15 protein-coding genes are annotated in these 14,835 nt (G+C 31.5%); 10 read left to right on the plus strand and 5 right to left on the minus strand.

From position 1 onward, the window contains the following. Positions 1–57: 57 nt before the first annotated feature. Positions 58–1,062 (plus strand): LacI family DNA-binding transcriptional regulator, encoded by a 1,005-nt coding sequence (locus tag GQF29_RS10175; protein ID WP_008787208.1) that lies wholly within the window; start codon positions 58–60, stop codon positions 1,060–1,062. A 185-nt stretch (positions 1,063–1,247) separates the two neighbouring features. Beyond that, positions 1,248–1,685 (plus strand): DUF3284 domain-containing protein, encoded by a 438-nt coding sequence (locus tag GQF29_RS10180; RefSeq protein ID WP_008787209.1) that lies wholly within the window; start codon positions 1,248–1,250, stop codon positions 1,683–1,685. 40 nt (positions 1,686–1,725) lie between these two features. Here GQF29_RS10180 and GQF29_RS10185 read toward each other — a convergent pair whose 3' ends face one another. After that, positions 1,726–2,160 (minus strand): MarR family winged helix-turn-helix transcriptional regulator, encoded by a 435-nt coding sequence (locus tag GQF29_RS10185; RefSeq protein ID WP_008787210.1) that lies wholly within the window; start codon positions 2,158–2,160, stop codon positions 1,726–1,728. Positions 2,161–2,307: 147 nt separating this feature from the next. Between GQF29_RS10185 and GQF29_RS10190 the strand changes: the two genes are divergently transcribed. Then, positions 2,308–3,360 carry an FUSC family protein gene (locus tag GQF29_RS10190; RefSeq protein ID WP_008787211.1) on the plus strand — a complete coding sequence of 351 codons (1,053 nt, stop codon included), beginning with the start codon at positions 2,308–2,310 and terminating at the stop codon, positions 3,358–3,360. Between the two features lie 28 nt (positions 3,361–3,388). On the opposite strand, the gene GQF29_RS10195 is transcribed toward GQF29_RS10190, so the two are convergent. The 4 genes from GQF29_RS10195 to GQF29_RS10210 all read right to left on the minus strand — a co-directional run bounded on the left by GQF29_RS10195 (position 3,389) and on the right by GQF29_RS10210 (position 7,151). Next, positions 3,389–4,123: an ABC transporter permease gene (locus tag GQF29_RS10195; protein WP_008787212.1), complete on the minus strand. Its 735-nt coding sequence runs from the start codon at positions 4,121–4,123 to the stop codon at positions 3,389–3,391. Then, entirely contained in the window at positions 4,120–4,851 is a 732-nt protein-coding gene (locus GQF29_RS10200) for an ABC transporter ATP-binding protein (RefSeq protein WP_008787213.1), read from the minus strand. Before GQF29_RS10200 ends, GQF29_RS10195 begins: the two co-directional genes overlap by 4 nt. Next, positions 4,820–5,278: a helix-turn-helix domain-containing protein gene (locus GQF29_RS10205; protein WP_017143948.1), complete on the minus strand. Its 459-nt coding sequence runs from the start codon at positions 5,276–5,278 to the stop codon at positions 4,820–4,822. Before GQF29_RS10205 ends, GQF29_RS10200 begins: the two co-directional genes overlap by 32 nt. 115 nt (positions 5,279–5,393) lie before the next feature. Beyond that, the gene (locus tag GQF29_RS10210; RefSeq protein ID WP_017143947.1) at positions 5,394–7,151 is read right to left on the minus strand and encodes an aminopeptidase P family protein; all 1,758 of its coding nucleotides are present in this window, start codon (positions 7,149–7,151) and stop codon (positions 5,394–5,396) included. A gap of 175 nt (positions 7,152–7,326) precedes the next feature. On the opposite strand from GQF29_RS10210, the gene GQF29_RS10215 reads away from it, so the two are divergent. From GQF29_RS10215 to GQF29_RS10245, 7 genes are all read left to right on the plus strand, one after another. Further along, positions 7,327–8,235: a helix-turn-helix domain-containing protein gene (locus GQF29_RS10215; RefSeq protein ID WP_008787216.1), complete on the plus strand. Its 909-nt coding sequence runs from the start codon at positions 7,327–7,329 to the stop codon at positions 8,233–8,235. Between the two features lie 296 nt (positions 8,236–8,531). Next, positions 8,532–9,182, plus strand: a complete 651-nt coding sequence (fsa, locus tag GQF29_RS10220; protein ID WP_054325670.1) for a fructose-6-phosphate aldolase — start codon at positions 8,532–8,534, stop codon at positions 9,180–9,182. A gap of 144 nt (positions 9,183–9,326) precedes the next feature. After that, complete coding sequence (locus GQF29_RS10225; protein ID WP_008787219.1) at positions 9,327–11,420, plus strand: BglG family transcription antiterminator; 2,094 nt, start codon at positions 9,327–9,329, stop codon at positions 11,418–11,420. A 3-nt stretch (positions 11,421–11,423) separates the two neighbouring features. Then, complete coding sequence (locus GQF29_RS10230; protein WP_008787220.1) at positions 11,424–11,711, plus strand: PTS sugar transporter subunit IIB; 288 nt, start codon at positions 11,424–11,426, stop codon at positions 11,709–11,711. Between the two features lie 17 nt (positions 11,712–11,728). Next, complete coding sequence (locus GQF29_RS10235; protein ID WP_008787221.1) at positions 11,729–13,000, plus strand: PTS ascorbate transporter subunit IIC; 1,272 nt, start codon at positions 11,729–11,731, stop codon at positions 12,998–13,000. Positions 13,001–13,052: 52 nt separating this feature from the next. After that, positions 13,053–13,880 carry a transketolase gene (locus GQF29_RS10240; RefSeq protein WP_008787222.1) on the plus strand — a complete coding sequence of 276 codons (828 nt, stop codon included), beginning with the start codon at positions 13,053–13,055 and terminating at the stop codon, positions 13,878–13,880. After that, positions 13,870–14,805, plus strand: a complete 936-nt coding sequence (locus tag GQF29_RS10245; protein WP_008787223.1) for a transketolase family protein — start codon at positions 13,870–13,872, stop codon at positions 14,803–14,805. The genes GQF29_RS10240 and GQF29_RS10245 overlap by 11 nt, the downstream gene beginning before the upstream one ends. The last annotated feature ends 30 nt before the right edge of the window (positions 14,806–14,835 follow it).

Genomic DNA, 14,835 nt, shown 5'->3' on the forward strand with positions numbered 1-14,835 from the left:
CTAAATAGATTGGTTGTGTTAAAATAATAACATGAACTTCAAAGAGAGGTAATTGAGATGAAAAAAAGCAAAATCACAATTAAAGATATTGCTGAAATGGCTGGAACGTCAAAAACAACTGTTTCTTTCTATTTGAATGGAAAAACAGAAAAAATGTCTGAAGAAACAAAACAAAGAATTGAACAGGTAATAAGAGAAACAAATTATTGTCCAAGTATTGTCGCCAGAAGTTTAAATTCTAAGAATAGTAAATTAATAGGAATATTAATTGGTGATATTACAAATTCGTTTTCTAATCAGATTGTCAAAGGTATAGAGTCTGAAGCAAGTCGTAATGGATATCAGATTATTGTAGGGAATAGTGATTATAATCATCAAAGAGAAGAAAACTATGTAGAAAGAATGTTATCAATGGGAGTGGATGGCTTTATTATTCAACCAACTGCTCAATTTAGAAAGATATCAAAGAGATTAGAGAGTTTAGGGAAACCTATGGTTTTCTTTGATAGTAAATTGTATGATATGAAAACAAAGTGGGTCAAAACAAATAACTATGAAGCAACTTATGATGCAACAGTCAGATGTATTGAGAAAGGTTATGAAAAATACTATATGATTACTGCTGATCCTCAATTAATTAGTACAAGATTAGAAAGAACAAGTGGTTTTGTAGATGCTTTAGCAGACCATGAAAAAGATTATGAGACATTGATTATTGAAAATGATCAGGTGAAACCAGAAGTCATTGCTGACTTTATTGATGAGCGGCTAGATTTAAACAAAAAAACATTAGTGTTTGTGCCTAATTGCTGGGCTTTACCAACAGTATTTATTGCTTTAAAATATCATCGTAAACATATGCCACAACTTGGACTCATGGGTTTTGATAATATGGAATGGGTGAATTTCTCATCACCTAGTATTACAACTATTGTTCAGCCAGCTTTTGAAGAAGGGCTTGAAGCTGCTAGGATTGTAATTGATCAGATTGAAGGAAAAAATGAAGTGATTGGGCAACAAGTGTTGGATTGTTATGTAAATTGGAATGAATCGACATTTTAGATAAAATTCGAATATTGCAAATTTAAAAGGAAGTCATCGAGGTTTCTTTTATTCAATCAGTTAACTATTTTGCTAGGGTACTTAACATTGATTATTTATAAAAATAGCGTATTATTATAAATAAGGAAAATGAAATAATTTATGAGAAAGTTTGAATTTAATGAGGGAAAGATGAGGTATAAATTATGCAAATAGAAAGACAAATGTATGGAAAATGTAAAGAATTTTTTGATGTTCTAATAGAGGGGATTAAAGAAGATATATTATCTTCAACTGGTAAAACTATAGCAGAAGAAAAATTAAAAGAAGGATATTCTTATAAAAAGAAAATCATGAATAAAAAAGAAACAATTGCTAAGGCTAAAATTGTAAAATATGATGTTCCAAATGAATATTGCCTGAAAGTGACAAGTGATAATGGTGTAACAACTATTTCATATAAGATTCGTCAAGAAGATGATGAAAATTTCACAGTTGTTTATAAAGAAGAATATGTTGCAAAAGGTGCATCAAAAGGAAAATTAGTTCATTTTATGCATGAACGTTCTGTGAAGAAGAGAATAAATAGGACTCTTGACTATATTCAAAAATATATGAATGAAAAGAAAAATAAGGAAGAATAAACAAGATTGATTCAAGAATACATTAGTAATCTTGAATTTTTTAATCCCATTTTTTAAGTAATCTTAATAAGGTTGCAATCGATTGATTAAACTCTTCTTGTTCTTGAGGGGTAAGATGTTGTTGAATTTGTTCTTGTAAAGGTGTTGTATCTAGAGGGTTTTCTTTAAGAAATTGTTGACCATTTTTATTAATACATATAAGAATACTGCGACGATCATTAGGATCATCTTGTCTTTCAATGAGCTCATATTGATAAAGTTTATCTATCATTTGTGTGGCATGTTGTTTGCTTAAGCGTAATCTTTTAGCGATTTCACTCATCTTCATAAGACCATCTTTTTCTAAAATAAGTAAACAAAAATAAGTTTCATAACTCATATTTTTATGTTTTTGATTTTGTTTAATGCTTCTTTCTACTTTATAATGCCAATGTGGTAAGATGTGGATAATGTTTTTATGTAGTGTATTATTCATAGTGTCCTCCCATATGAATGCCTATTGACATTCTGAATAACTTGAATATAATAGTAAATAAAAGTTTACTATCTATAATAATTTACTATATTATTATCATAATAGATTAGACTTTGAAAATCAAGTATTATAGAAAGGATGATAAAAATGAGTTTCATTAATAAAGAAAGTCTTCTATGGAAGATTATTCATAATGCTTTTCGCTTTCTCATTAGTTTAGCTTTTATTATCGTATTTCAGACTTTATTTGGTGTTGAAAATACACTGCTTGGTGTTGCTATTAGTGTTGGTTTTACGATGCTGCCAATGTGTAATCTTGATATAAAGCCATGGACAATGTTTTGGATTATTGTCATATTGTATGGTGGAAGCACGTTTGTAGCTCAGTTAAGTGCTGTCAATCCGTGGTTAGCCTTTGGATGTAATTTTATCTTTTTATCTTTAATTATACTTTTGGCTAATGAACCACTTGAATATCAAACCAATATTACTTTTTTGCTTTGTTTTGTTTTTAGTCAATCAACTGTTGTTTCTTGGAGTCAATTTCCAATGCGAGCTACAGCTGGTATTGTTGGAGGAATATTTGTTGGTGGCTGTGTTGTTTTGAATTGGTATCGTCATGGTTATGGTGGTAAAATAAGGGTGAGACAGCAAATATTACGCTGTCAGGTCAATCGAAGTTATCTTTTAAGAATGTCATTCGGAGTCTCTCTAGCTATGTTAATTGGAAGCTTATTTGAGATAAGTAAGCCATTGTGGATAAGTATTGTAGTTATGTCATTAACGCAATTAGAATTTACTGAAACATTAACAAGAATAAAACATCGATTTGTAGGAACTTTAGTTGGAATTATAATCTTTTTTATTTTCTTTCAATATTTAATTCCTCAGCAATATGCTGGTTTTGTCGTTATGTTTTTAGGGTACATGGGATTCTTTTTACCAGAATATAAATTTAAACAGATTATAAATGCAGTCAGTGCTTTAAATGCATCATTGGTTATATTAGATACTTTAACAGCAATTGAAAATAGGCTGTTATGTTTAGTCGCAGGAATAATGATTGTTTTAGGTATTTATTTTATAACAAAGTTCATAAGAAGCTTGCATTTGAAATCATCAGAAATGATGAAGAAATGGGCAGATGATTTTTTCAATCAGTTAGAAACAAAAAAGTATGATATGAATATGTTTCATTAAGAAACAACTCATGATCATACTTTTTACTTTAATGATTCACTTTCTTCATAAAGATATATATTGATACTCCAATAATAACAATTGTATAACCTATTACCCATAAGAGTTCAGGGAAAACCTGTGTATAATCATGAGCAATAATAAATCTTCCAACATTGACAGCATGTACAAAAGGTAAAGCATTTGCTATTGTTTCAAACCATCCCCCAACAAGTGCAACATCAAACCATATTCCTGATAGCCAAGCACTTATATTTGTTAATAAAGCTCCACAAGCACCACCAACTTGTTTTTCATTAAATAGTGAGCCACATAAAATCCCCATTCCTATAAAAAGAAGAGCAGCAGGAAGTGATGCAAGTATTGCATAAATAATTGATATATCAGCCTTTAAACCTAAACATAGTGCACATAGAAAGCAAACAGTTGTTTGGATGATTGCCATAGGAATTAATGGCAAGATATAACCAAAAATAAAATCACTTGCTTTCATTGGTGAACTTTTTAATCTTAACATAAAAGAACTGTAGCGATCTTTAGAAATTAATAAACCAGAAAAAAGTGATACAAAGGAAAGACTAAAGATAGCAATACCAGGAGCTAACTTCTCAATAGCAAATGGACCAGCATCTCCAGGGATATTTGATTGAATAAGTGTTAATAATAACAATAATAAAATTGGGAAAGCGACTCCAAAAAACAAACTTAATAAATCCCGAGAAATTTCTTTCATATTACGTTTAGCAAAAATAAGAGTTTTCATAATAGTGCCTCCTGATGGCTCAATTGAATAAATGCATCCTCAAAATTATCAGTATTTGCCTGTTTCAATAATTCTTTTACGCTTCCTGATATAATGAATTGTCCTTGGTTCATAATTCCAATATGATCACTCAAGTTTTCAGCTTCTTCTAAATAATGAGTCGTTAAAATAATCGTCATCTTTTGTTTTAGTTTTTTGATAAAATCCCATAACTCTCTTCTTGCAATCACATCAAGACCTAATGTGGGTTCATCTAAAAAGAGAATTTTAGGTTCACTAATCAAAGCCATTGCAATAGATAAGCGTCTTTGCCATCCACCTGACAATGTTCCAGCTCTTTGATTAGCTATTTGTGATAATTGTAAATCTTTCATAATTTCTACAGTTTTTTGTTGTGCTTGATTTTGACAAAAACCATAGATTTCACAAATAAACTCAAGATTTTCTTTAACACTTAACATAGGTGCAATAGCTGTTTCTTGGGGTGAAACATTAATGATTTGTTTAATATTTTGGGCATCTTTGATTAAGTCAAATCCATAGATAGTTGCACATCCTTGCGTTGGCTGAGTCAAACATGATAACATTTTAATTGTTGTTGTTTTTCCTGCACCATTGACACCTAATAAGGAATAAAGTTCACCATCTTGAATTTCTAAATTCAAATTTTTAACAGCATCACAATTTTTATAACTTTTACAAAGATGATTTGTCTTGATTGCTATCATTTTGGATACCTCCCATAGCAAGAATATCTTCAGCCATCTTCATAAATGTACTACTTTTCACAAGAGCTAGACCACCTTGTTCTTCATCACCTAAAATAATTAAGTTCTCACCTGGTTGAAAATCAAAGATATCTCTTGCTTTTTTAGGAATAACAATTTGACCACGTTCCCCAACAGTGACATTTCCAAAGATATGTTTGCCAACAGGTGGAACAGCATATCCCTTTTTATCATGATCGTGGTGTACCAAATCATCAATAGTGACACCATAAAGATTGGCAAGTGCCATAGAATTCATTAAGTCTGGTATAGACTCCCCATTTTCCCACTTTGCAACAGCTTGTCTAGAAACACCTATTTTTTCTGCGACATATTCTAGTGTAAAATGATGTGCATTTCTTAGAAACATTAAATTCTTACTTATCATATTTTTCATACCTCCCTATAGTTTTAAGTATACTCTTCTTTTCATGTTTATCCACCAATCACCATTAACAAGTTATGTTATATTTGGTTGCATGAAAAAAGCAGATTTTTATCTGCTAAATTTCTTTTGTATACTCTTTTAACCATATTTTCTCTTCTTCACTTAAGAAAGGAGAGACTTTGTTGTAAACTTGTTGATGATAGTCATTTAACCATTTCTTTTCTTTATATGTTAATATCTCAACATCAATAGCATCTAAATCAATAGGAGCAACAGTCAAAACATCAAAATGCATGAATTGACCATATTCATTTTCTACTCCATCAACGCATAACAACTCATTTTCAATACGGATACCATATTGTCCTTCTAAATAAATACCAGGTTCATCAGTCACAATCATACCTGCTTCTAGTTTACATTCTTCGCCTTGTAAGCGAGGGCGAGGACGAATACCCTGAGGTCCTTCATGAACATTTAAGAAATGTCCAACCCCATGTCCAGTACCACATTGATAATCAATATCTTCTTCCCACATAGGTGTTCTTGCTAGAATATCTAAACTAATGCCAGTTGCTCCATAAAGGAAATGAGCATTCTGTAATGCTAACATGCCTTGCAAGACCATTGTAAAATGTTTCTTTTGAATTGGAGAAATATGACCTAATGCATAAGTTCTTGTAATATCAGTTGTCCCATCTAAATATTGCCCACCACTATCAATAAGTAAGAAACCATTACCTTCAACTTTTGAATGATCTTCTTGTGTAGCGTGGTAATGCATTAATGCTGCATTTTTATTAAATGCACAAATTGTTGTAAAACTCAAATCTACAAATAAATCCTGTTGTTGTCTCAATTCTGCCACTTTATCTGAAATACTGATTTCATCCATTGGAATTTTACCATAATTCTTTTTTAACCAATACATGAATTTCGTCATAGCAACACCATCTTTAATATGGGCATTTTTTGTATTCTCAATCTCTACATCATTTTTAATAGCTTTAAAAGCTTGTGAAGGATTCATACCATTAACAATATCACATGAAATCAAATTAAATAATTCGTAATTGATCTGCTGAGTATTTAATAATACAGAACCTTCTAATTTCATAACATCTTGATAGATTTGATAATAATCCTTAATAATAACCTGTTCTTGTAAGTAAGCATCAACCATAGATTGATCATATGCTTCTTTTTGTAAATAAAGATAAGATTGATCAAGTGTAATTAATGCAAAAGCAAGGGCGGTTGGAGAACAAGGAATGTCCCCACCACGAAGATTAAATATCCAAGCAATATCATCCAATGGAGTGACAATATGAGATGTGCAATTGTTTTCTTTCATGTACTCTTGAATAATTTCAATTTTCTCATGAGCAGATAAACCATTGTACTTCAAATCATAGATGTATGCTTTTTGACAAGACATAGCAGGACGCTGAGTCCAGAATTCATCTAAAAGATCTATACATTCGATATCATGTTCAACATCTTCTAACACTTCTTCTAAATCTAAAACAAATTGTGCATTCATTGTTTGACCATCAAATGCAATGATGTCATGAGGTTGCACATCCTGACTTAAAAACTCTAACAGAGTTGGGACACCTTTTTGTGACATCTTCATAAGTGTAATTCCCTCTTCAAGTTGTTTTGCAGCTTGAATGAAGTATCTTCCATCTGTCCATAAGTAAGCAGCATCTTGTTTCACTAACAAAATACCAGCACTCCCTGTAAAGCCACTTAAATAGGCACGTGATTGGAAATGGTCTCCAACTGTTTCTGATTGATGATCATCATCAGTAGGGACAATATAATAGCTTAAATTCTTTTCTTTTAATAATTTTTGAAATTCCTTTATCATTTTTATCACCAATTAATACTTTAACACATTTTTCATATTTTTAATAATAAAATATGTTAAAATAAGGTTGCTAGCTTAAAAAATAGCATTTGCAACCTAACGTTGACAAAAAGCAAGTTGATGTTGGTAGAGAATACAAACGATATTTTATAAGATATATGTGAGGTGAGGATATATGGATTTCGGAATGAAATTACAAAGTTTAAGAAAAGAAAAAGGATTGTCACAAGAAGCATTGGCAGAAAAACTTCATGTTTCTAGACAGGCAGTCAGTAAGTGGGAATCAGGTGCAGGGTATCCAGAAATGGATAAACTCATTTTAATTAGTGACTTGTTTGGTGTGACTATTGATTATTTAATTAAAGATAGTCATGAATCTGTTCCAGATGATCAAAGAGCGGAATCAAAATATTTTATGAATAGTCAAAAAATAAAAGAGTATATGAATTTCAAGAGACATTTTGGATTACGTATTGGGGGAGCAGTATCAGCGATTATTCTTTCTGTTATTTTTCCAATTCTTATGAGTGATAAGCAGTATGAAATGATAGGGACAATGATTATGCTGTTGATTGTTGCATTGGCAGTTGGGGTTTTAATCATAACGGGTATGTCATGTGAAGGGTATTCAGAGCTTGAGAAAAAAGAAATTAATATGAGTTTTAATGATTTGCAGGATATACAAAATCAGTACATGAATTTTAAATCAAAATTTGGGATGTCTATAGCATTTGGTGTTTTCTTTATTATATTTGCAGTTGCTATGACAGTGTTTGTTGAAGAATATGTAAAGAATGAATATCTATCTGGTATGATCTTATTTGTTTGTGTTGCGATATCTGTTTTTATATTTATCTATCAAGGTATTAAAGATGGAATGTATCGTTTTCTTGTTCAAAACAGGAAATATATAACAGAACAAAAGAAAGAGGAAAAGAGTCTATATGCTATGACAATGCCTTTAGCAGCAATGATTTATTTGGTCATGGGATTTACTCAAGGATGGTGGCATCCAGGGTGGATTATCTTCCCAGTTGTAGCAATCATTACTGCAGGAATAGAATCTTTTATGAATAAAGAATAGATGAAAAGATGTTCACAGTTGTGTTTCTTATTTGGTTTTCTTATTTGTAGCATTTTATCAGTTATTGATAGATTTATGAAAACGATACCCAATTTGATATATATTGTTGGTATGGTTATGGGAAGTGGCATTGTATTGATAGGAATATTATTGTTAAAAAGATCAGAATGATAGAAATCATTCTGTTTTTTTTTATTAAAATGAGTTCAATTTTTTCAAAAAAATCTTGAAAAAGACTGAACTTGTAGAATATGAAAAGAGATTAGATAATAAATATAGAAGATAGGAGGAGAGTTATGAAATTATTTATTGATACTGCAAACATAGAAGAAATTCAAAAAGCAAATGATTTAGGTGTCATTTGTGGGGTAACAACCAATCCATCATTGATTGCTAAAGAAGGAAGAGATTTTAAAGAAGTGATTAAAGAGATTACAGAGATTGTAGATGGACCTATTAGTGGTGAAGTCAAAGCAACAACAACCCAAGCTGAAGATATGGTTATTGAGGCAAGAGAGATTGCTAAGATTCATAAGAATATGGTTGTGAAGATACCAATGTGTGAAGAAGGTTTAAAAGCAGTTAAAATCTTATCACAAGAGGGTATTTCAACAAATGTGACTCTTGTCTTTAGTGCCACACAGGCTTTATTAGCAGCCATTGCTGGAGCAACTTATGTATCGCCATTCTTAGGAAGATTGGATGATATTTCAGCATCGGGAATTGATTTGGTGGCAGATATTATGCAGATTTTTAATCAATATGGATTTGAAACTGAGGTCATCTGTGCTAGCATACGTCATCCTATACACGTTATAGAATGTGCAAGATTAGGTGCTGATATTGCAACTGTACCATATCAAATCATTATGCAAATGATACAACATCCATTAACTGATATTGGTGTAGAAAAGTTTATAAAAGACTATCAAAAAGTTTTTGGTTAAAACAATAGGTGATATGTTATTATCCACATTCCAAGTTGTGATAGAATAGGAAACATAAGTCTATTTTTTCAAAAAAATTGTTGAAAAATGTTGAACTTGAATAAAAAGTCTCAAAAGTAAATAATTGAGGTAGGAAGGATAAATATGAACATACGACAAAAGCACATGCTCAATACACTTGTGAATGATGGTTCTATCCATATTGGAACAAGTGCTCAAAAATTTAATGTTGGTGAAAGAACAATTCGATATGATTTAGATGTTATTGCGGACTATATTTCAACAAAGTTACAACACCAGGGATTAATGATCAAAAATAACATTGCACATCTTATGATTAATCAAGATGAAATTCAAGATTTAAGATTAGAAGAGATGGATAATGATTATTATGAAATTAAGATTTCTTCAGAAGAAAGAATGATTATGATTCTTTATGACTTATGTTGGGCAACTGATAAGATGACAATTCAGCAATTTGCTGATAAATATTTTGTAAGTCGAGGGACAATCAATAGTGATTTTATTGAAATTAAAAAATGGTGTCATAAAAGACATATTCCACTTGTTTCTTTAAAAGGAAAAGGCATTTATATTGATGCTACTGAAAAACAAAGACGTGCTTATTTAAGTGAACTTATTCGTTCTTCTACAAAATTAGATCATTATAAAGATTTTATTTTTATAGAATGGTTTAAAGATATAGATGTTGAAACCATTAAAACAATTGTGACAAAAGCTGAAAAGAAATATGGTATTTGGTTAACTGATATCGCTTTTGAAGGATTAAGTATTCATATTGCTTTATCAATTAAACGTTATCAAAGTCATCATATTTCAGAAAGTCATGAAGCATCTCATTATACAGATATTGATCCACTCCCTTACCAAATGGCTAGTGAAATCGTCCATGAAATCAATAGACAGTTTGAATTAAAACTCCCAGAAACAGAAATTATCTATGTCGCTATCCATTTAGGCGGGAAATCAAGTTATTTAAATGAAGATGATGTTGGTAGTCATGCACTTGTAGAGTACTACGCAATTAATATGATTATTCATGTGGGAAATATCTTGAAGGTTGATTTAAAACAAGATAAACGATTGTTAGATGGACTTATTCAACATTTAAGAGCATGTCGTTATCGTTATAAGAATGATATGGTTATTGAGAATCCTTTAAAAGAGGATTTGATTGAAAGTTATCCCAATCTGTATCAGATTTTATCACTGTTTATTAATGATACACAAGATCAAGGTTATATTCGATTTAATGATGATGAAATGACTTATGTTCTTCTTCACTTTGCTGCTGCTATTAATCGAAGAAGTCAAAAATCTAAAGAAATTCCTAATATATTAGTGGTCTGTTCAACAGGATTAGGAACCTCAGAACTGGTCGTTTCATCATTAAATAGATACTTTAAATTAAAAATTCAAGCTTGTACTGCTTTACATCAGTTACAGTACTATTTAGGAAAGTATCCAATTGATCTCATTATTACAACAGTTCCATTAGAATCAATAGTTCCACATGTGAGAGTTCATCCAATACTTACAGATGAGGATAACAATAACATTAGAAAGAAGTTATCTGAATTGGGATTTGAAATTATTAATCAAGAAGATTCAATTACAAAAGAATTATCTATCTTAATGGATCACTATATGAAAGATAAAGACGATTCTAAATTAATTAATGAATTAACTGAACTGTATCAAAAAATAAAACCTAATGAAAATAGTTTAGAAAGAACAATGGGGGAATATAAAATGCTTAGTGAATTATTAACGGATCAAACAATTCAATTGAATATTGATGTTCCAGATTGGCAGGAAGCCATTCGTGCCTCGGGTAAGATATTGGCTGAACAAGAATATATAACAGATGATTATATTCAGGCATCAATACATAGTGTCAAGGAATATGGACCTTATATTGTCATTACCAAAGGTGTAGCCCTTGCACATGCAACGAATAATCAAGGAGTCTTACGTACTGGAATGTCATTGGTGAGATTAAAAACACCTGTAGAATTTGGCAACGCCAATAATGATCCTGTTAGATTTGTTTTTACACTGGCTACAATTGATTCAACTTCGCATTTGGTTGCATTATCAGACCTTGCAGAATTTTTGGAGAGAAAAGAGTTTATGAATATCTTGTCTCGTGCAACTGAAGCTGAACAATTGATCAAATATATCAAAGAAAATGAAACAAATGTGAAAGGAGAATAAAAAATGGCTAGAAAAACAGCATTAATTATGTGTCGTACAGGGATGGGGAGCTCTTTGATGTTAAAAATCAAAGTTGATAAATTAATTATGAAAAATAATTTTCCATTAGACGTTACACATGATGCATTTAGTGGTTTTGCAGGTCAACAGAAGACAGATATTATTATTACAATGGATGACTTAGTTGATGAATTTAAAGGTTCATCAGCCTATGTTATTGGAGTTAAAGATATCATGGATGTTGATTATATTGAGAGCGAACTCAAAAAGTATTTTGCTGAAAATAATTAGGAAGAGGAGGAAAGAATATGTTTATACTAGAGTTTGTTGTTTATGATTTATTAGGGGAAGCATCGTTACTTGTTGGATTGATGGCACTTATTGGATTATTGATTCAAAAGAAATCTGCTGCTCAAGTTATTTCGGGAACGATTAAAACAATTGTTGGATTCTTGATTTTTGGGATAGGTTCTTCTGCTGCACAAGGAGCTTTGAATGGATTTCAATCATTGTTTGCGAGTGGTTTTGGGTTAGAAGGGGTTACACCTATTTCTGAAGCGATTACTGCTCAGGCACAAACATTATTCCCAATGGTTATTGCATTAATTATGGTTTTAGGATTTGTATGTAACCTGATTATTGCAAGATTCACAAGATTTAAATATATCTTTTTAACTGGAGGACATAGTTTATTCTTAGCTGCCTTATTAGCAATCTTATTAAAAGCTTTAGGTTTATCTGATGTTATGGCAATTGGAATTGGTGCTATTATTCTGGGATTGGCTTCATGTATCTATCCTGCTATTGCTCAAAAATATATGAATAAAGTTACAGGTAGTGAAGATATTGCGATTGGTCATTATTGTTCAATTGCTTATGCTCTGTCAGGTTGGATTGGTGGTAAAGTTGGTAATCCCAAAAAGAGCACAGAGTCTATTGAGTTACCTGGCTGGTTATCAATCTTTAAAGATTACATAGTTTCTGTTTCATTATCAGTTGGTATTTTCTATTATGTTGCTGCTATTGCTGCTGGACAAGGTGCTGTTGAAGTTCTTTCAGGTAGTCAACATTGGTTGATTTATCCATTAATGCAAACATTAACATTTACTGGTGGACTTTATGTCATTATTACTGGTGTTCGTTTATTCTTAGGCGAAATTGTTCCTGCATTCGTAGGTGTCTCTGAGAAATTTATTCCTGGAGCAAAACTTGCATTAGACTGTCCTGTTGTGTTTCCTTATGCACCAACGGCTACAGTTATGGGATTTATCTCAGCTTATATTGCTGGATTGTTATGTATGTTAATCATGATTGCAATGGGAACAACAGTGATCATTCCAGTAGCTATTCCTTACTTCTTTATTGGTGCCACTGCTGGAGTTTTTGGTAATGCAACAGGTGGTTGGAAAGGATGTATTATTGGGGCATTTATTGCTGGGGTTTTAATTGCTGTAGGACCTGCAATTATTTATCCTATTATGAAGAGTGTTGGGCTATCTGGAAGTAGTTTCCCTGAAACTGATTTTAACTTAATTGGTATTATCTTTAATTTCATTGGTAAACTTATAGGTGCTTGGTAATAGGAATGCCCTTGAATAAAGGGCATTTCTTTCTAAAGAAAGAGGTGTAAAAATGAAAGAAATCAAAGAATTAGAATTATTAGCCAATCAAAATAGAAGGCGTATTATTGATATGGTCTATCAAGCGGGTGTTGGACATGTTGGAGGTGCATTATCTATAATTGATATATTAACAGCTATCTATGAATTAGATGTTGATTTTAAGAAAGAAAAGCGCAGTCGTGTTATTCTTTCAAAAGGACATGCTGTTCCTGCTCAATATGCTATTTTAGCCAGTTATGGGATGATTGATGAAGGTGAGTTTAAAACATTTAGACAATTAAATTCTCGTTTACAGGGACACCCTTATACAAAAGATATCCCCGAAGTGGATGCAACTACAGGATTGCTTGGTCAAGGTTTCTCAATGGCAGTAGGACATGCGATTGTGAAAAAGAATAATAAAGAAAATCATCGTATCTATGCTATTGCCGGTGATGGAGAAATGCAAGAAGGTGAAATGTGGGAAGCTATGATGTCAGCAGCCCATCATCATCTTAATAATTTGGTTTTCATTATTGATTATAATAAACTATCTTCTGGTGGACCTACAAATGATGTTATTTATATGGAATCGTTTGTTGATAAAGCAAAGGCATTCCATTTCCATACAATTGAAATTGATGGTCATAATATGAAACAAATTGTTTCTGCTTTAAATGAGACTAAACTGGTTGTTGATAAACCTATTTGCATTATAGCAAATACAATCAAAGGCAAAGGTATTTCATTTATGGAATCTGTTCCTAAATGGCATTCAAGTGGTTTAACTGATGAAGAGTACGAAATAGCTAAAAAAGATTTATTGAAGAGAGAGGAGGATATTAAAAATGGAATATAAACTCACAACAATTCGTGAAATTATTGGGGATGTTTTATGTGAACAAGGAAGAAAAAATCCTGATATCTATGTCATTGATAGTGACCTAGCTAAATCAACAACAACCAATAAATTCCAGAATGAATTTCCTAATCGTTTTGTAGAAACAGGAATTGCTGAGCAAAATGCTGTTTCTATTGCCACTGGAATTGCAGATGAAGGAAAAATTCCTTTCTATGTAAACTTTGCTATTTTTGTTTCAGGGACAGCTTGGACACAAGTACGTCAAGCATGTTATGCCAATGCAAATGTCAAATTCATTGCTACGCATCCTGGTATGGATGGAGGTTATGATGGAGCAAGTCATCATGCAAATGAAGATATTGCATTAATGCGAGTTTTGCCAAATATGAAAGTTCTTGTTCCTAGTAACCATGATGAATTTAAAAAATGTGTCCAATTAGCCATTGATCATGAAGGACCAGTCTATATTCGTGCTGCTCGAGATGTTGTGCCAGATTTACCATCACACTTTGATGTAGAAATTGGACACAGTTATTGTGTTGAAAACAATGGCAATGATTTTGCTATGATTTTTGAAGGGTCAACAACTGATTTGGCATATCGTTCATTTGAAACATTAACAAATGAAGGCTTTAATGGTCAATTGATTAATATCTTCTCAATTAAACCAATGGATAAAGACTATATTCGTAAACTTGCTAAAGAAGTGAAAAGAATAGTTACAGTTGAGAATCATTCAGTCATTGGGGGAATTGGTAGTGCTATTAGTGAGATTGTATCAGAAATGAGTGAACATGCCCCAGTGGTAAAAATTGGAGTAGAGGATGTTTTTACTGAGTCTGGACCATCTCTTGCTATTAAAGAAAAATATGGACTTAATGTAGAAAATATAAAAACAAAGATGAAAGAGATATATGAATAGATATGAAAAAGATACTTTCCTAAAAAAGTA

Origin of the sequence: Coprobacillus cateniformis, from assembly GCF_009767585.1 — a bacterium.
Classification (GTDB): domain Bacteria; phylum Bacillota_I; class Bacilli_A; order Erysipelotrichales; family Coprobacillaceae; genus Coprobacillus; species Coprobacillus cateniformis.